The organism is Micromonospora parva (assembly GCF_040649675.1).
Taxonomy (GTDB): domain Bacteria; phylum Actinomycetota; class Actinomycetes; order Mycobacteriales; family Micromonosporaceae; genus Micromonospora; species Micromonospora parva.
Window position 1 is genome coordinate 33,009 of sequence record NZ_JBEZFX010000011.1, and the last position, 17,315, is coordinate 50,323.

Consider the following 17,315-nt stretch of genomic DNA (forward strand, 5'->3'; position numbering starts at 1 on the left):
CGCAGCGCCGGCCCAACCGCCACGGGCACCCGGACCGCTCTGCCGGCGGCGTACGGTCGCCTGATGCGTATCACCCGGTTCACCCACGCCTGTGTCCGCATCGAGCACGAGGGAGGGGTGCTGGTCGTCGACCCGGGGACGTGGAGCGAGCCGACTGCCCTGGTCGGCGCGGACGCCGTCCTGGTCACCCACGAGCACACCGACCACGTGGACGTGTTGCGGCTCGCCGGTCTCGGTGTCCCCGTGTACGCCCCGGAGGGTGCCCAACTGCCGGATCTCGCCCCGCTGCCGGTGACCTGGGTCCGCGCGGGGCAGCGGTTCACGGCCGCCGGCATGTCGGTCAGCGCGCACGGTGGACGGCACGCCGCGATCCACGAGGGGCAGCCCGACTGCCCGAACCTCGGCTACCTGATCGCTGATCACCTCTATCACCCGGGTGACGCGTTACACGTGCCGGACGAGCCGGTGCACACGGTGCTCGTCCCGGCCCAGGGGTCCTGGCTGCGGCTCGACGAGGCGATCCGATTCGCCGGCGCGGTGGGCGCGGCGGCGGCGTACCCGGTCCATGACGCGCAGCTCAACGACCGTGGCCTGGCCAGCGTCGCCGGCTGGTTCGGCGAGACGATCCCCGGTTACCGTCACCTGATGCCCGGCGACACCGCCTGACCTCTGTCGTCACCGGCCGTCGGAGTGCGGAATCGGGGCGCGGCTCTGGTGAGCACCGCGGTGGCCGTGGGGGCGGACCACTCGTCGGTCAGCTCGGTCACGAGGTCGGCGACCAGCCGGGTCACCGCCGGCTCGGCGCCCGGGTGCAGCGCCTCGGCGACGATCAGCACCGACGAGGTGCCCGCCCGCACGGCCGACCAGCCGCTCTGCCGGTTCGTCCACCGTCGGGCGTGCGCCCGCCCGACGGAGTCGACGAAGGTCACCTCGCCCGGCTCGGGATGCTCGGTGTCGCCCGCGAAGCTCAGGTACGCCTCGTCGCCGTGCGCCGGCCGGACCACCAGGTCGCCGTCGATCCGGTCCAGGTCGAGTGCGGCGACCGGGATGGCGTACGCGGCCGAGACGGCGTTGCACAGGTCGACGAGCGGGTGCACCCGGGGCAGTTCGCCGTCCAGGCGCAGCCGGCGCAGCAGCGCCTCGGCGGCGCACCGGTACCTGGTGGGCCGCAGGCCCATCGCCGCGTACGCCCGCCGCCATGCCTGGATCTCCGGGAACCCGCTCTCGGGCCCGGCGGCCAACCGCCGCCGGGCCTCGGTGAGGTAGCTGGCCGCGTGTCGGGTCACGTCGGCGGTGGCGGTGATTCCGGAGGCCAGCACCACCCCGGCGATCAGATCGGGGTACGCGTCGCGAAGCTGTGGGGAGTGTTCGAACTGCACTGTGGTCCTATCGTTCGGTGAGGGCGAGGGTCACGCCGAGCGCGACGAACGTGCCGGCGGCGGATCGGCGCAGCCAGTCGGTGACCCGGGGTCGGGTCAGCACCCGGTCGCGGACCCGGGCCGCGAAGACGCCGTAGCCGCTGAACACCACGAAGGTGAGCAGCATGAACACCGCCCCGCAGCCGAGCATCGCGCGGGTCGAGCCCGGTGCCGTGGTGTCCACGAACTGCGGCAGGAACGCGACGAAGAACAGCGTCGGCTTCGGGTTGAGCAGGTTGACCAACACCCCGGAGACGATCACCCGCAGCGCCGGGCGGGGCGGGGCGTCGGTGGTCACGGCGAAGGCGTCGCGATCGCGGGCGATGGACCAGGCCAGGTAGAGCAGGTAGCCGACGCCGAGATAGCGGACGGTCTCGAACGCCGCCGCGCTGGTCTGCATCAGCGCGGCCAGCCCGGTCATCGCGGCCAGCAGGTGCGGCAACGTGCCCAGCGTGCAGGCGAACGCGGCGAGCACCCCGGCCCGGGCGCCCCGGGACAGCCCGGCGGAGAGCGTGAAGATCACCCCGGTGCCGGGGGTGACCACCACGATCAGCGTGGTGATCAGGAACGGGATGGTCACGGTCGTCCTCCGGCGGAGTTGGCAGGTCTGGCTCCTGCTCACTCTGCTGCCACAATGGTCCGATGGGCAGAGCCAAACCGACGGCGTCCGAGAGGTCCATATCGGCCGGGTCCGACTTCCTGCACCTGACCATCGCCGACGCGGCGCCGGGCGGGCGCGCCGACTGGCTGACCGACCGGCTGCGCCAGGCCATCGCCGACGGTCGGGTGCCGGTCGGTGACCGACTGCCCCCGACCCGGGTGCTCGCCGCCGACCTCGGCGTCTCCCGGGGTGTGGTCACCGAGGCGTACCAGCGGCTGACCGAGGAGGGGCACGTCGCCGGTCGGGGCCGCGCCGGCACCGTGGTCGTCGCCGCGCCGGCCGCGCCCACCCCCACCCCGGCCGCCGCGCCGGCACCGGTCGCGACCTTCCCACCGGCACCGGGCACCGACATCTTCGACGCGGTACGCGCGGCGCCCGCGACGATCGACCTGACGCCCGGCGTACCCGACCTGGCCGCTTTTCCCCGCACGGACTGGCTACGCGCCGAACGGACAGTGCTGCGCCGCCTCGCCGCGGCCGACCTCGGCTACGGCGACCCCTGCGGCACGCCCGCGCTGCGGCAGGCCGTCGCCGCCTGGCTGGCCCGCAACCGTGGCATCAGCGTCGACCCCGCCGAGGTGATCATCGTGGCCGGCGTCTCGCAGGCGCTGGGGCTGCTCGCCCAGGCGCTCACCGCGGCCGGCGTCGACCGGATCGCGGTCGAGGACCCGGGCTCGCTCGGAGTGCGCCAGCACCTGAACAACTGGCGGATGGCCACTCCGCCGATCAGCGTCGACGACGCCGGCCTGCGGGTCGATGAGTTGGCCGCCAGTGGCGCACCGGCGGTGATGCTCACCCCCGCGCACCAGTTCCCGACCGGCGTGGTGCTCGACGGTGACCGCCGTCGCCACCTCGTCGCCTGGGCGCGGGCCGGCGGCCTGATCATCGAGGACGACTACGACGCCGAGCACCGCTACGACCGCCCCCCGGTGCCGGCGCTGCGCGGTCTGCTGCCCGAGCAGGTCTGCTACGCCGGCAGTGTCTCCAAACTGCTCGCCCCCGCCCTGCGGGTCGGCTGGCTGCTCGTGCCCCCGCGACTGCGCGACGCGGTGGTGGCCGCCAAGCGCAACGCCGACCTGGGCAACGCCGTGCTGCCGCAACTGGTGCTGGCGGAGTTGATGACCTCCGGTGCCTTCGAACGCCACCTGCGGCTGCTGCGCCGCCGACACATCCGCCGACGGGACGCCATGATCGCCGCGCTGGCCCGCGCACTGCCGTCCGCGACGGTGCACGGCGCCGCCGCCGGTCTGCACCTGATGATCACGCTGGACGACGCGGTGGTCGACACCGAGTTGGCGGCGGCGACGCTGGCCCGGGGGGTGAAGGTGCAACCGCTGTCCTGGCACTGCCAGCGGCCCTACCGGCCGGGCCTGGTGCTCGGCTACGCGGCCCGTACGCCCACCGAGATCGACGACGGCGTCGCCGCTGTCGCCGCCGCACTCCGCGACCGCTGACCCGCGGCGATTGACCGCCCGGGTCAGCCCAGGAACAGCTGGACGAGCACCAGCACGGCGAGCAGCGCCGGCCCCCGTGAGCCCTGCCGCAGCAGGTCGACCGGGATCATCCCGAACGGCGTGTTCACCGTCGCGCCGCCGTAGTTGATCGGCGGGCGGGTGCCGGCGCGGAACGCGGCAGCCACCACCCCGAGCGCCAGCGTGGGCGCCAGCCAGGGCGGCCCCGGGTCGACGGTCGGCAGGGTCAGCAACCACCACAGGCCCGCGCCGACGGCCGGCACCACCACGTGGATCCCGCGCAGCAGGTTGTCGCTGCCGCCGAGCGCCCGGCGCAGCCCGGGTGAGCGGCTGACCGCCCGCAGACCGCCGGTCAGCCGGTCGGCGGCGAGGTAGGCGAACACCACCTGCGCGGCCCCCGCCAACCCGGGCAGGGCGAGCGCCGCCGCGTACTGCACCCCGAGCAGCGCCGCCCAGATCAGCACGGCGCTCGGGTGGCGGCGCAGCCGGCGTACGTCGGCCTGCAGCAGCGCCCACCAGCCGGGGCCCGGAAGGAACCGGCGGCTGCGCACCCGGCCGATCCGGCGCCAGCGGCGGCTCTCCACCAGGCCGGCGAGCAGGCTCGGATCCAGCAGGATCGTGGCCGTGGCGGCGGCGTTGGCGAACTGCGCGCCGGTGGTCAGCGAGGCCCGGTCGACCCGGGGGAGCGCGCGTACCGCGAGGACCGTGCCCACGACCGCGAGGGGCACCGCGACGGCGACCAGCGCGACGGTCGGCGTCGTCGCCGGCCGGGGCAGCCCGTCGCCGAGGCGACCCACGAGCACCACCACCGTGGTGATCACGGCCGCCGCCGCCATCGGCACCGCCCCGGCCACCGTCGGCCAGCGTCGCCCCGACCGGCTGCTCTGGGCGACGACGCTGAGCGCCAACGCGGCCACGCCCCACCCCGCGCCGGCCGCCGCCGCCCAGCCCAGCGCGGCCGGTTCGCCGACCCCGGCCAGCGCCGCCACGGCCACGGCGAGCGCCGCGGTGCCGGTCGCCGCGCCCACCAGCAGCAGCACGAAGCGCGGCGCCAGCCAGGCCCGCCGGTCGATGGGCGCGCTGGTCGCCCAGCTCTGCGTGGCCGGGGTGACCAGCAGCGGCCCCAGCGCCCGCAGGCCCCGCCAGGCGAGCCCCGCGCCGGCCAGCAGCGCGGCGACCGCCAGCCACCACCGCACCCCCGGCTCGGCCTGCCCCACGGTGGGGGAGTCCAGCAGGTTGCGGCTGGCGCTCACCGCGAACCAGCCGTACATGCCCACGAACAGGACAATGACGTACGCGTCACCGAGCACGTCGCCGAGGGAATGGTCGTGGTGTCGACTGCGGGCCCGGCGCAGGCGCGTCCGCACCTGCCGGGCGGTGGGCACTCCGGCCGGCGCGTCGGCGACCGTGGCCGGCGCGGCGGTCACTTGCCGATCTCGATGCGCTCGTCGACCACCGCGTCGATCAGCTCCGGGTCGTGCGAGGCCAGCAGCACGGCCACGCCCGCCGCCCGTTCCCGCAGCAGGCGGTCGGCGAGCCACTGCCGCCCGCGGACGTCCAACCGCTGCTCGGGCTCGTCCAGGATCAGCACCCGGCGTGGGCGGACGAAGCAGGACGCCAGCGCCAACCGGCGGCGCTGCCCGCTGGACAGCGTCACCGGCAACTGGTCGCGGGCCGCCTCCAGACCCAGCTCGGCGAGGACTTCCCCGACCGGTTCGGCGTCACCCCCGTGGGCGTACGCGACCAGCTCCAGATGCTCGACCACCGACAGGTCGGGGAAGAAGTCGATGTCGTCCAGGGCCGCCGCCACCAGCGCCCGCACCTGAGGGTCGGTCTCGTCGGCCCGGCGGCCCTGCACCAGCACCTCACCAGCGTCCGGCCGGTCGGCGCCGACGACACAGCGCAGCAGGGTGGTCTTCCCGCTGCCGTTGGGGCCCAGCACCACCGCGATCCGGCCCGCCGGGAGCGTGAAGCTCACCTCGTCGAGCACCACCAGGTCGCCGAAGTTGCGGCTGAGTCCCCGTACCGAGAGCGCGTCCACGATCACAGAGTCTCGCAGAGCGGTGCCACCGACCAACCCGAGCGACCTACGTCACGCGGCGCTCGGCGTCCTCCTCGAGTCGGGCGTCGGCGGCGGCCAACCCCTGCGCGTCGGCGACCTCCTCGGCCACCGCCGCCGCGTCCGCCCAGTGCCGCCGCGCGTCGGCCCGGTCGCCCAGCGCGGCGCAGGCGTCACCCAGGTAGAGCAGGGTACGCGCCAGCCCGGCGCTCGCTCGGGTCTCCTCGCGCAGCCGGCGGCTCTCGGCCAACAGCTCGTACGCCGTCCGCGCCTGCCCCGGGGTGCTGCTCAACAGCGTCGCCCCGGCGTTGAGCAGCGCCGTCGCCCGGCTGGTCGGGTCGTTGACCGACTCGTACTCGCGCAGCGCGGCCCGCCACGCCTGGGCGGCGTCCAGGTGCTCGCCGAGGGCCGCGTGCACCAGCACCAGGTTGGTCAGCGCCGCAGCGTACCCGCGCGCGTCGCCCACCGACCGGAACGTGTTGGCCGCCCGCACCAGGTGGTGGTGGGCGGTGTCCGGTTCTCCCCGGGCGAGGTGGGCCGCGCCCAGGCCCAGGTCGGTGAGGGCGTGCCCGGCCCGGTCCGCGCCGGAGCGGTGCCGGCGGGACATCTCCAGGTGCTCCACCGCGTCGTCGAGCTGCCCCAGGTCGAGCAGGGCCAGGCCGAGGTTCATCCGCGCCTGGGCGTTGCCCCGCCGGCCCCGCTCGTTGACCGCGAGGGTGAGCGCGGCGGCGGCCCCCTGCGGGTCGCCCCGGCGTCGACGCAGCACCCCCAGCTCGTTGTGCGCCCACCCGGCGATCTCCGGGCGGTCGTCGGCGGTCGGGGTGGCCAGCACGGTGCGGCAGACCTGCTCCCACTCGTCGAGCCGCTCGGCGTACGCCAGCCACCCGCACAGCGCCACGGCCAGCCGGAACCACCACCGGCGGACCCGGCGGGGCAGGGTCTCCTTCGCGCCGGCCGGCACCCGCACCACCGCCAGCAGCAGCTCCTGGTGCAGGTCGAACCAGCCGTACGGGTCGTCATCGAGCGGCAGCGACCACTCCCGGTCCGGTGGGGAGCCGAGCACCGCCAGGTTGGCCGCGTGCCGTTCGGCCCGGCGGGCCAGGTGCCGGGTCAGCCGGGCCTGCGCGGCGACCCGGGCCCGGGCCGGATCCGCGTCGCGCAGGTGCAGACGGGCACTGCCGGCCAGCAGGGGGCGGATCTCGTACCGGTCGCCCGGCGCGCCGACCACGAACGCGGCGGCGGCCAACCGGTCGAGCAGCGCGGTCACCAGCTCGGGATGCCGCCCGGCCAGCGCGGCGATGGTGGGCCGGTCCACCGGGGCGGGCACCAGCGACATCAGCCGGTACAACCGTCGGGCCTGACGGGGCAACGCCTGGTACGCGATGTCCCGTTCGGTGACCAGACGGGCCGCCGGCGACACGGCGAGCCGTTGGTGCGGTGGCGTCTGCACCGCGCGGCGCAGCGCCTCCAGCACGTCGGAGTGCCGCCAGCCGTGTTGGGCCGTGCGGTAACCGAGGGCGCGCACGGTGCGCGGCTGCCGCCCGCACAGGTCGACGATCTCGCGGACCGCCGGGTCGGTGCGCGGGTCGGCGCGCCGGATCCGGGCGGCGGGCGCGGCCCCGCCCGCCGTCGCGAACAGCTCCACCGCCTCGGACGTGCCCGGCTCGGCGATCCAGTGCGCGACCACGCCCTCCAGACCGACCAGCGCCGGACCGCCGGCGAGGAGCAGGCGGCAGGTGCGCGCGGTGGGCGGCAACAGCGGCCGGACCTGGTCGGGACGGTCGACGTTGTCCAACACCAGCAGGATCTTGCGACCGTCGAGCTGACCGCGCAGCGCGTCGGCGGCGGCGGCGAGCGCGTCCGGCCGGCCGGAGGTCGGCGGGGCGGTGCCCAGGATCCGGGCCAGCGCGGTGAGGACCTGCCGGGCCGAGCGGGGTCGGCCACGCCGCCGCAGGTCGAGGTAGTACTGCCCGTCCGGGAAGTCCTCCCGGCACTGGTTCGCCGCCTGCACCGCGCACGCGGAGGTGCCCGCCGCGCGTCGTCCCAGCACCGCCACGGCGTGCTCCCGGGCGAGCAGCGCGACAAGCGCGTCGACGTGCTCGCGGCGACCGGTGAACTCGGCCGTGTAGGGCAGGGTGGGCGCCCCGGTGGCCGGTGTGGTGAGGACCTCGGTCGGTTCGGGGCCGACCTCGTGACCGGCCCGGCGGCGGCGCACCTCGTACACCACGTAACCCAGCACGCCGCCGGTGGCCAGCACGATGGTCACCGGCCCGAGCACGCTGGCCACCAACTCGGAGAGGAGATTGCCGGCCAGGTTGCCGGCCACGTTGGCGAGGATGCTGCCGATCACGCCGCCGATCGCGATCAGCGCGGGCCAGCGCGAACCACCGCGCGCGCCACCCGGCCCGGTCACCGCACGCCCCCGGAGACCAGCCCGGCGACCAGGTGCCGCCGGGAGAGGACCACGAGCACCACCGGCAGCACCGAGGCGAGCACCGAACTGGCCGCCAGCGCGCCACTGTTGCTCACGAAGCTGCGGGTCTGCTCGGCCAGGAACGGCCCGAGCGGCGACGCTCCCGACGCGCTGAACAGCCGACCCACCACCAGGTCGTTCCAGACCTGGACGAACTCCAGCACGGAGACCGCTACCACCGCCGACAGGTTGTGCCGGGCCAACCGGCGCAGGGTGTGCCACCACCGGCGCCCACCCAGCCGGGCGTCGCGGACCTGCTCGACCGGCAGGTCGGCGAACGCGTTGCGCAGCACCAGCACCGCGAACGGCACACCCAGCGCGATGTGCACCAGGGCCAGGCCCTGAGCCGTGCCGGAGGAGAGCACCAGCCCCAGCACCTCGTTGACCGGCCCGGCGATGACCTGGATCGGCACGACGCTCGCGGCCAGCAGCAGCAACCCGGTGGCCTGCGCGGCCGGCCCGGTCAACCACGCCAACGGGTACGCGGCCAGCAGCGCGACCACCAGCACCGTGGCGGTCACCGCGGTGGCCAGCACCAGGGTGAAGCCCAGCGTGCGCCACAGCTGGGTGCCGGTGAGCAGGTCGCGGTAGGACTCGCCGTTCGGCGGCGCGGACCACCAGCCGCGCGCGGCGGCGTCCACCCTGCCGTGCGCCGAGGTGGCGACCAGCACCGCCAGCGGCACCAGCCAGGCGACCGCGGCACCCGCCGCGAGCAGCCGGAAAACCCGCCGGGGCGGGGCGACCGGAGCGGGCTCCGGTGCCGCCTCGACGCGCGGCGGGGGCCACGCCTGCCGGACGAAGAGCGCGGCCACCATGATCCCGCCGATGACCGCCACCAGCCACACCACACCGAGCGCCGCGCCGTCGCCGGTGGTGGTGCCGCCGGACGTCTGCCAGATCCGCAACGCCAGCACCGACGCCTCGTCGCGGACCGAACCGGGGGTCATCACCAGGATGAGGTCGAACGTGCGGCTGGTGCCCACCGCCACCAACGCGAACACCACAGCTGTCGTCCGCAGCAGCAAGGGCCGCCACTGCGCGTCCCACAGCACGTGGCGACGCCCGCCGCCGTACGCGCGGACCGCGTCGGCGAGACTCGGCGGCACCGCGTCCAGGGCGGACCGGAAGACCAGCACCGCCAACCCGACCCAGGCCCAGACGAACGCCGACATCAACGCGACGGTCACCATCCCCGGGCCGAGCAGCTGCGGCGCGTCCTCCACCGAGCGGCCGGTCAATCGGGTCGCGACCAGTGTGGCCAGCCCTCGGCTCGGGTCCGGGTCGTACATCAGCCGGAAGGTGACCCCGGTGACGACCAGCGGCAACGCCACCGGCACCAGCAGGATCAACCGCACCAGGCCGCCCTCCTGGGAGCGGCGGGACGCGGCGGCCAGCAGGTAGCCCAACGCCGTCACCACCGCCGGCACCAGCAGGGCCCAGAGGACCGTCCGGCCGACCACCGCGCCGGTGCCCGGGGCGGCGAGGGCGGTCCGGAAGTGCGCCGCGCCGACCCAGCGGCCGTCGGTGGTGACGCTGGCGTGCATGGTCCGCAGCACCGGCCACAGCACCAGCCCACCGAGCAGCACCGCGGCCGGCAGCAGCAGGGCCGACGTCGCTCCCGCCGCCGGATAGGCCCGACCCCGTCGGGCCGGCCCGACGTCGTCGAGGACCGCCAGTTCGCCGAGGACGCGCACCTCACTCATCGGCCGCCCCCCGCGTTGCGGGCCGCCGCGGCGAGCAGGCCGGTGGCCCGGCGGATCGCCTCACCGGCCCGGACCCCGTCGGTGACGTCGGCGAAGAACCCCTGCATGATCCGCCAGATGCCGACCCCGTCGGAGCCGGTGAACGGGCCGGGCAACTGGTCGGAGAGGTCGAATCGCAGCGTGCCGGGCGTCCGCATCTCCTCGGCGAGCCGCTGGGCGACCCGGTCGCGGTAGCTGTCGATCGTGACGTTGGTGTTGGGCGAGAGGTAGCCGCCGGAGCGCAGCCACGGCTGGAACGAGTCGGCCCGGGTGAGCCACTCGACCAGCTCGACACCGCCCCGGGCGTCGGCGAACGCCACCGCCGCGTCCCCGCCGACGATCAGTGGGCCACCGCCCGATGAGGCGCCCGGGAACCGGAACGTCACCGGCGCCTGCGGGCCGCGCTGGAACGGGTCGGCGACGTCGGCGGTGAAGTCGGCCCCGACGAGCATCACCGCCCGCCGGGTGTGCACCACCTGGATCACCGACTCCTCGTACTGGGTGAGCAGGGCGCGACGGCCGCCGCCGACGAACGCCCCGTCGATGCTCCAGAGCCCGGCGAGCCGGTCCAGTGCCTCGCGCACCGCGCTGCCCTGCCAGTCGGCGTCCGCCCGGGCGAGGGCGTTGTAGCTCTCGGGTGCCACGTCGGCCAGGACGTTCTCGAACCAGTCGGTGAGCACCCAGCCGTCCGCGGCGCCGATGGCCAACGGCGCCGGCCCGCCGTCGCGCCGGGCGAGCGCGCCGAGCTCCCGGGTACGCCGGACCAGCTCGTCCCAGTTGGCCGGCGGCACCGGCAGCATCGAGGGCAGGTGCCAGACCAGCGACTTGTGTGCCGCCTTGACCCAGACCCCGTAGCGCTGACCCTCGGCGGTCAGCAGCTCACTGAGCCCGGCGGGTACGGCGTACCCGGTGGACGGGCGCACCGGGCTCAGCCACCCGCGTTGGGCGTACTCGGTGACCAGGCCGGGGCGCGGCAGGATCGCCACGTCCGGGCTGGTGCCGGCGAGGTGCCGGGCGCGCAGGAACGCGTCGATGTCGTTGCCGGCGCTGACCACCTGCACCGGCGCGGGGTAGCCGGCGACGACCTCACGGAACCGGTCCAGTTCGCTGGTGCTCCAGACCACCGCCACCTGCACCGACCGGCTCCCGCCCGAGCAGCCGGCGGCCAGCGCGGTGGCGCCCACGGCGGCGGCGCGCAGCAGCGTACGACGACTCGCCCGGATCGTCGGCCTCATCGGGGCACCTCGCTCGGCTCGGTGACCAGCTCGTGGCGCACCGGAATCTCGGCCAGGGTGGCCGGGTCGGCGCTGCAGACCAGCACCGCCACCCCGGGAGCGTTCGATGGTGAGAGACGGGGCATCAGGTCACCGAGGCGACTGTCGCCCGCCGAGCCGGCCGGCAGGTCGATCACGAGCACCTCGGGCAGGCAGGCCGCCGCTCGGGCGAGCGCCACCCGGAACCGCTGGGCGGCGGAGATCTGGTGCGGCAGCAGGGTGAGGGAGAGCGCCAACTCGAGCCGGTCGACAACGGTGGCCGTCCAGTCGTCGGCCACCTCGTGCACCCGTTCGCGTTTGCGTTGGCCGTACTCGATGTTGCGGCGCACGGTCAGCTGCGGCAGCAACGCGCCACCGGCGGGCACGTAGCCGATCTGCCGGCGGGGCGGCGGCAGGGCGGTGACGTCCCGGTCGCCGACGAGGATGCGGCCGGTCACCGGTGGGGCGAGCCCGGCCAGCACCCGGGCGACCGCCGTGCCGTACCGGGGTGGCGCGACCAGGGCGGCGAGCGTGCCGGCGGGAACGTCGAGGGTCACCGGCCCGGTGCCGGGGACGGCGACCAGTGCGCGTAGCCGTAACGTGACCCTCACCTCCGGTGACCGTTGATGACCGTCCCAGGGTGGCACACCGTGCCGACAACCGACGCCCCCGACCCTTCCACTGTGGAGGGGGCCGGGCCTGTTCAGGTGGGGGAGTACAGCGCGGCGAGCCCGGCCGCGGTGGTGGCCAGCCGTTCGCGCAGCGCCACCGGGGTGAGCACCTCGACCTCGGCGCCGAGGCGCAGCAGCTCACCGTGGGCGTGGGTGAGCGACTCGATCGGCAGCACAGCGGTCACCCAACCCCGCGCGTCGGGTGGCCCGGCGCTGGTGTCCATCGCGGTCACCACCGGGTCGCTGCCGATCTCGCGCAGCCGCTCCCGCCCGGCCGGGGAGAGTCGGACGGTGGCATCGTCGCGGTGCAGCCGTTCCCGGAACCGCACCACGTGCGCCCGCCACCAGGCCGGCAGGTCGAAGTCCTCGGGTCGGTCGAACTCCTGCCCGAGCGGGGTGAGCGTGAGGATCTGGTTGACCCGGTAGGTGGCCGGCGCGCCCCGGCCGGGCTGGTCGGCCACCACATACCACCGGCCGCCCTTGAGGACCAGGCCGTACGGCTCCAGGACCCGGGTCACCTCGCCGTTCCAGCCGCGGTAGCGCACCTCGATGCGGTGCTGTCGCCAGACCGCCTCGGCCGTGCGGGCCAGCTCGGGGGAGGCGTCGCCGTCGGCGTACCACCCGGGGGTGTCCAGGTGGAAGCGTTGCCGCAGTCGGGTCGCCCGGTCGCGCAGCGGCGCGGGAAGCGCGGCGTGCAGCTTGAGTTGCAGCGCCGCCACCACGTCGCCGTAGCCCAGCTCGTCGGCCGGGCCGGGCAGGCCGGCGAGGAACAGCCGGTCGGCCTCCTCGGCGGTCAGCCCGGTGAGCCGGGTCCGCCAGCCGTCGACGAGCTGGTAGCCGCCGGCGTGCCCGGCCTCGCCGTAGAGCGGGATGCCGGCGGCGTGCAACGACTCGACGTCCCGGTAGATGGTACGGGGGGAGACGGCCAACCGCTCGGCGAGCTGCCCGGCGGTCAACCGCCCGTGTGACTGCAACAGCAACAGGACGGAGAGGAGTCGACTGGCCCGCACTTCACTGACACTAGTTGTCAGGGGACCGCTCGTACCGTCCCGGCATGGCATTTCGCGACAAGGATCTGAGAACACCGGGACCGATCACGGTGGACGGTCGGCACCTCAAGCGCTACCACATCGACCAGCCGGAACGGCCGCTCGAACCGGAGGTGGAGAAGGCCGCGTACGACCAGGTGGGCCTGCTGCTGGCCGACGTCGTCGACGACGGCACCCCGGCCGCCGGGTGGGTGGTGCTGCACCGGGGCGCGGACACCGGCGCGTACCTGCTGGCGTACACCTGGGTCTGGGACAACGCGGTGGAGGTCCGCGTCGCGGCGGCCGGGCAGCCGGCGCTGGACTGCCCGGACGACGACCCGACCCACTTCGTCGAGGTCCGTCGACCCGCCGTCGGCTGCGTCTGGGAGCTGGCGGTGCTGGAGCACGAGCGGGCGGCCTGGGTGCGGCACATGCTTGCCCCGCAGGCTCCCCACCTGGCCGGATACCTGCACGACACGCGAGCGGAAGGGCCGGTGGGCCGCTGATGGGCGACTTCGACTTCTTTGTGGGCACCTGGAACGTCGTCAACCGGCGGCTGCGCGAGCGGCTGGTCGGCTCCGACGAGTGGGAGGAGTTCCCGGGGGTGTCGGTGGCGCACGGCTTCTTCGCCGGCGGCGGTCACTTCGACGAGATCACCTTTCCGACCCGAGGCTCCGCCGGCGCCACGGTCCGGATCTTCGACCCGGCCCGGCAGGAGTGGTCGATCTACTGGATGAGCAGCGACACCGGGGTGCTGGGGCAGCCACCGATGGTGGGCCGCTTCGTCGACGGGGTCGGCCGCTTCTACGCCGACGACCAGCACGAGGGACGCCCGGTGCGGTGCCGGTTCGTCTGGTCCGACATCAGCGCGACCACCGCCCGCTGGGAGCAGGCGTTCTCGGTCGACGGCGAGCAGACCTGGGAGACCAACTGGATCATGACCTTCACCCGGGCGTCGGAGGGCTGACCGCCAGGTGGGGTGACCGCGGTCAGGCCTGGTCGGCCACGGCCGCGGTCCGCCCCGCGTCGCGGCCGCGGAACAGCACGGTGATCGTCACGAGGACGACCAGCAGCGCCGCGAGCACGTACACCGGGGCCGGGCCCAGCGGCGTGAGCAGTGCCAGCAGCGCGACGACCGGGAAGGCGACGGCCGTCACGCCGTGCTGCTTGCGGCGTACGTGCAGCACCCAGACGGTGAGCAGGAAGACGGCGACCGGGACGGCCACCGCGTACCCGACGGTCCGCTCCGAGATGTGCGCCAGGTGCCGTTCGTAGTCCACCGCCACGCCCAGGCCGGCGCCGACCCCGGCGATCGCCGCGAAGATCAGATAGTGGCCATAACCCCAGACCAGGGAGTACGGCAGCCGGTCGGGCGCCTCGCTGCGCCGATCGAAGTAGAGCCACCACAGCGCGAACACCATGACCGCGCCGGAGGCGGCGAGGAACCAGAGGTCGTGCTCCCCGGCGTCGAGCCCGTCCTGGATCGCCAACGAGACGGCCGCCACCGCCTCACCGAGCACGATCAGCGTGAACAGCCCGTACCGTTCGGTGATGTGGGCCGGGTGCCACGGGGTCATGCCGGGGCGTTCGGCCACCGCCGGCACCAGCACGTCGGCCAGCCCCAGCAGCACGAACGACGCGAGCCCCCACTCGGGTGGCAGCAACAGGCGCAGCAGCCAGCCGAGCTGCACCACCGTCACCCCGACCGCGTAGCGGCGCGCCGCCGCACGGTGCGCGGGGTCGCCGGCCGCCGCTCGGCTCCAGTGCACGACGGCGGCCAGCCGCATCACCACGTACCCGTAGGTGATGACGGTGAAATCGTTGTCGGCGAAGGCGCGGGGCACCCCGGCCGCCAGGATCAACGCCCCGAGGATCTGCACCAGGGTGGTGATCCGGTAGACGTCGTCGTCGGTGTCGTAGGCCGAGGCGAACCAGGTGAAGTTCACCCACGACCACCAGATCGCGAAGAACACCATCACGTAGCCGGTGACCGCGTGGGCGAGGTGACCCTCGGCCAGGAAGTGGTGCAGGCTGGTGGCGGCCTGCGCCACGGCCACCACGAAGCAGAGGTCGAAGAACAGTTCCAGCGGGGTGGCGGCCCGGTGCGGCTCGTCGCGGCGGTGTGGCCGCATCGGCCGGTAGAACGGCCGCACCGACCGAGGGTGAGTCACCGCGGTCCCTCAGGTGGCCTCAGCCGCGCCGACGGCCGTGAGTCAGCCCCTCCAGCACCAGGGTCAGCCCCGCGCCGACCAGCCAGATGTCCTTGGCGAGCCCCGAACCCGCCTGGGTCGGCCGGACGCTGCCGGCTTCCCGCATCCCCGGCGTCTTCAGGTACAGCTGCACCAGGCCCGCGCCGAACGCGGTCAGGCCGAGCCCGACCAGGGGCGCCGGGACGAACGGCGCGATCAGCGCGGCCCCCAGGGCGATCTCCGAGTACGACAGCAGCTTGGCGAAGCGCGCCGGCTCCAGCTGGCCGAGCTGAGGCATGGCGGCGACCGCCATCCCGTGCATGCCCTCCGCCGCGGCGCCCTCCAGGTTGCGCTTGCCCAGACCCGAGTTGAGGACGTACGCGCCGATGGTGAGCCGCAGCGGCAGGTGGGCGAATTTCATTGTTACCCCCGTTGGCAGTGGTCGAATGCGGCCCGCGTACCCCGCAGCGCCCGCGATAACCCGCCGGGGCGGCTGGGCAGGCTGTGGTGGTCGCGGTAGGTTCGCCGGGGGCCCAGCGCCGAGCCCGTGGCACACCCGCCCACCCCGGCACCCGGCCCTGCCGCAGACCACCAGCAGGAGGCGAAGTGAGCCAGGAAGTCCGGGGAGTCATCTCCCGCAGCAAGGGCGCTCCGGTCGAGGTCACCACCATCGTTGTGCCCGATCCGGGGCCGGGTGAGGCGATCGTCCGGATCCAGTCGTGCGGCGTGTGCCATACCGACCTGCACTACCGCGAGGGTGGCATCAACGACGACTACCCCTTCCTGCTCGGTCACGAGGCGGCGGGCATCGTGGAGCAGGTCGGCGAGGGCGTCACCGACGTCGCCCCGGGCGACTTCGTGGTGCTCAACTGGCGGGCGGTCTGCGGGGTCTGCCGGGCCTGCCGCCGGGGCCGGCCCTGGTACTGCTTCAACACCCACAACGCCACCCAGCGGATGACCCTCACCGACGGCACCGAACTCGCCCCGGCGCTGGGCATCGGGGCGTTCGCCGAGAAGACCCTGGTACATGCCGGGCAGTGCACCAAGGTGGACCCGGCCGCCCGACCCGCCGCGGTGGGCCTGCTCGGCTGCGGGGTGATGGCCGGGCTGGGCGCGGCGATGAACACCGGAAACGTCACCCGAGGCGACTCGGTCGCGGTGATCGGCTGCGGCGGCGTCGGGGACGCGGCGGTGGCCGGGGCAGCCCTCGCCGGCGCCACCACGATCGTCGCCGTGGACACCGACAGCCGCAAGCTCGACTGGGCCCGCCGGTTCGGCGCCACGCACACCGTGAACGCGTCCGAGACCGACCCGGTCGAGGCGATCCGTGCCGCCACCGGTGGCTTCGGCGCCGACGTGGTGATCGACGCGGTGGGTCGACCGGAGACGTGGAAGCAGGCGTTCTACGCCCGCGACCTGGCCGGCACCGTGGTGCTGGTCGGCGTACCGACCCCGCAGATGCAGATCGAGCTCCCGCTGCTGGACGTCTTCGGGCGCGGCGGTGCCCTCAAGTCCAGTTGGTACGGCGACTGTCTGCCCAGCCGGGACTTCCCGATGCTCACCGAGCTGTACCTGCAGGGCCGACTCGACCTCGACGCGTTCGTCACCGAGGAGATCGCACTCGACCAGGTGGAGACCGCGTTCGAGCGGATGCACCACGGCGACGTGCTCCGCTCGGTGGTGGTGTTCTGATGACCGCCCGGGTCGAGCACGCGGTCACCTCGGGCACGTTCTCCCTCGACGGCCAGACCTTCGACGTGGACAACAACGTGTGGGTGATCGGTGACGACCGCGAGTGCGTCGTCCTGGACGCGCCGCACGACGTGGCGGCGATCCTCGCCCTGGTGGGTGACCGCCGGGTGAAGGCGATCCTGGCCACCCACGCCCACGACGATCACGTCCGGGTGGCGCCCGAGCTGGCCGAGGCCACCGGCGCGCCGGTGCTGCTGCACGCCGCCGACCGGGTCCTCTGGGACATGGTCCACCCGCACCTGCCGCCCAACGGCGAGCTGCACGACGGGCAGAGCATCGAGGTGGGTGGCACCACGCTGCGGGTGTTGCACACCCCCGGGCACAGCCCGGGCGCGTGCAGCTTCCACGCGCCGGAGCTGGGCGCGGTGTTCACGGGCGACACGCTCTTCGCCGGTGGCCCGGGCGCGACGGGCCGCTCGTACAGCGACTTCGACACCATCGTCCGGTCGATCCGCACCCGCCTGCTGACCCTCCCGCCGGAGACGGTCGTGCACACCGGCCACGGCGATGACACGACGATCGGCGCGGAGGCGCCGCACCTGCAGGAGTGGCTGGACCGCGGCCACTGAGCCCAGCGCACCGGCCTGCTGGCGTGCG

At 74.5% G+C, this 17,315-nt stretch carries 17 protein-coding genes; 6 read left to right on the forward strand and 11 right to left on the reverse strand.

The window, feature by feature from the left end:
- Window positions 1-63 precede the first annotated feature (63 nt).
- A complete protein-coding gene (locus AB0C03_RS25485; RefSeq protein ID WP_210860305.1) occupies window positions 64-666 on the forward strand; it encodes an MBL fold metallo-hydrolase in 603 nt (200 codons plus the stop codon).
- Here the strand turns inward: AB0C03_RS25485 and AB0C03_RS25490 are convergent.
- Both AB0C03_RS25490 and AB0C03_RS25495 read right to left on the reverse strand, forming a co-directional pair.
- Window positions 639-1,379, reverse strand: coding sequence for a B3/B4 domain-containing protein (locus AB0C03_RS25490; protein ID WP_357639284.1), 741 nt, complete (start codon window positions 1,377-1,379; stop codon window positions 639-641). The two genes, AB0C03_RS25485 and AB0C03_RS25490, sit on opposite strands and share 28 nt — an antisense overlap.
- A gap of 7 nt (window positions 1,380-1,386) precedes the next feature.
- The gene (locus tag AB0C03_RS25495; RefSeq protein ID WP_030332511.1) at window positions 1,387-1,998 is read right to left on the reverse strand and encodes a LysE family translocator; all 612 of its coding nucleotides are present in this window, start codon (window positions 1,996-1,998) and stop codon (window positions 1,387-1,389) included.
- A 62-nt stretch (window positions 1,999-2,060) separates the two neighbouring features.
- Here AB0C03_RS25495 and pdxR point away from each other — a divergent pair, with 62 nt between their 5' ends.
- The gene (gene pdxR / locus AB0C03_RS25500) at window positions 2,061-3,533 is read left to right on the forward strand and encodes a MocR-like pyridoxine biosynthesis transcription factor PdxR (protein WP_357639287.1); all 1,473 of its coding nucleotides are present in this window, start codon (window positions 2,061-2,063) and stop codon (window positions 3,531-3,533) included.
- A gap of 23 nt (window positions 3,534-3,556) precedes the next feature.
- On the opposite strand, the gene AB0C03_RS25505 is transcribed toward pdxR, so the two are convergent.
- The 7 genes from AB0C03_RS25505 to AB0C03_RS25535 form a co-directional block, all read right to left on the reverse strand.
- The gene (locus AB0C03_RS25505) at window positions 3,557-4,978 is read right to left on the reverse strand and encodes a DUF6297 family protein (RefSeq protein ID WP_030332518.1); all 1,422 of its coding nucleotides are present in this window, start codon (window positions 4,976-4,978) and stop codon (window positions 3,557-3,559) included.
- Window positions 4,975-5,592, reverse strand: a complete 618-nt coding sequence (locus AB0C03_RS25510) for an ABC transporter ATP-binding protein (RefSeq protein WP_245233639.1) — start codon at window positions 5,590-5,592, stop codon at window positions 4,975-4,977. The genes AB0C03_RS25505 and AB0C03_RS25510 overlap by 4 nt, the downstream gene beginning before the upstream one ends.
- A 46-nt stretch (window positions 5,593-5,638) precedes the next feature.
- Entirely contained in the window at window positions 5,639-8,023 is a 2,385-nt protein-coding gene (locus tag AB0C03_RS25515; RefSeq protein WP_357639291.1) for a tetratricopeptide repeat protein, read from the reverse strand.
- Window positions 8,020-9,786: an ABC transporter permease gene (locus AB0C03_RS25520; RefSeq protein WP_210866294.1), complete on the reverse strand. Its 1,767-nt coding sequence runs from the start codon at window positions 9,784-9,786 to the stop codon at window positions 8,020-8,022. Before AB0C03_RS25520 ends, AB0C03_RS25515 begins: the two co-directional genes overlap by 4 nt.
- Window positions 9,783-11,060 carry an extracellular solute-binding protein gene (locus tag AB0C03_RS25525; protein WP_210858805.1) on the reverse strand — a complete coding sequence of 426 codons (1,278 nt, stop codon included), beginning with the start codon at window positions 11,058-11,060 and terminating at the stop codon, window positions 9,783-9,785. The genes AB0C03_RS25520 and AB0C03_RS25525 overlap by 4 nt, the downstream gene beginning before the upstream one ends.
- Entirely contained in the window at window positions 11,057-11,689 is a 633-nt protein-coding gene (locus AB0C03_RS25530; protein WP_357639296.1) for an ATP-binding cassette domain-containing protein, read from the reverse strand. Before AB0C03_RS25530 ends, AB0C03_RS25525 begins: the two co-directional genes overlap by 4 nt.
- Before the next feature lie 92 nt (window positions 11,690-11,781).
- On the reverse strand, window positions 11,782-12,759 hold the full coding sequence (locus AB0C03_RS25535; RefSeq protein WP_210858801.1) for a helix-turn-helix transcriptional regulator: 978 nt from the start codon (window positions 12,757-12,759) through the stop codon (window positions 11,782-11,784).
- A gap of 44 nt (window positions 12,760-12,803) precedes the next feature.
- Here AB0C03_RS25535 and AB0C03_RS25540 point away from each other — a divergent pair, with 44 nt between their 5' ends.
- Together AB0C03_RS25540 and AB0C03_RS25545 are read left to right on the forward strand one after the other, a co-directional pair.
- Window positions 12,804-13,283 (forward strand): hypothetical protein, encoded by a 480-nt coding sequence (locus AB0C03_RS25540; protein ID WP_210866291.1) that lies wholly within the window; start codon window positions 12,804-12,806, stop codon window positions 13,281-13,283.
- Window positions 13,283-13,744, forward strand: coding sequence for a hypothetical protein (locus tag AB0C03_RS25545; RefSeq protein WP_030332532.1), 462 nt, complete (start codon window positions 13,283-13,285; stop codon window positions 13,742-13,744). The genes AB0C03_RS25540 and AB0C03_RS25545 overlap by 1 nt, the downstream gene beginning before the upstream one ends.
- A 22-nt stretch (window positions 13,745-13,766) precedes the next feature.
- On the opposite strand, the gene AB0C03_RS25550 is transcribed toward AB0C03_RS25545, so the two are convergent.
- Window positions 13,767-14,930 carry a low temperature requirement protein A gene (locus tag AB0C03_RS25550; protein WP_307857877.1) on the reverse strand — a complete coding sequence of 388 codons (1,164 nt, stop codon included), beginning with the start codon at window positions 14,928-14,930 and terminating at the stop codon, window positions 13,767-13,769.
- Window positions 14,931-14,967: 37 nt separating this feature from the next.
- Complete coding sequence (locus AB0C03_RS25555; protein WP_030332534.1) at window positions 14,968-15,387, reverse strand: hypothetical protein; 420 nt, start codon at window positions 15,385-15,387, stop codon at window positions 14,968-14,970.
- Window positions 15,388-15,572: 185 nt separating this feature from the next.
- Here AB0C03_RS25555 and AB0C03_RS25560 point away from each other — a divergent pair, with 185 nt between their 5' ends.
- Window positions 15,573-16,658: an S-(hydroxymethyl)mycothiol dehydrogenase gene (locus AB0C03_RS25560; protein ID WP_030332535.1), complete on the forward strand. Its 1,086-nt coding sequence runs from the start codon at window positions 15,573-15,575 to the stop codon at window positions 16,656-16,658.
- Window positions 16,658-17,287, forward strand: a complete 630-nt coding sequence (locus AB0C03_RS25565) for an MBL fold metallo-hydrolase (RefSeq protein ID WP_210866289.1) — start codon at window positions 16,658-16,660, stop codon at window positions 17,285-17,287. The genes AB0C03_RS25560 and AB0C03_RS25565 overlap by 1 nt, the downstream gene beginning before the upstream one ends.
- Window positions 17,288-17,315: the final 28 nt, after the last annotated feature.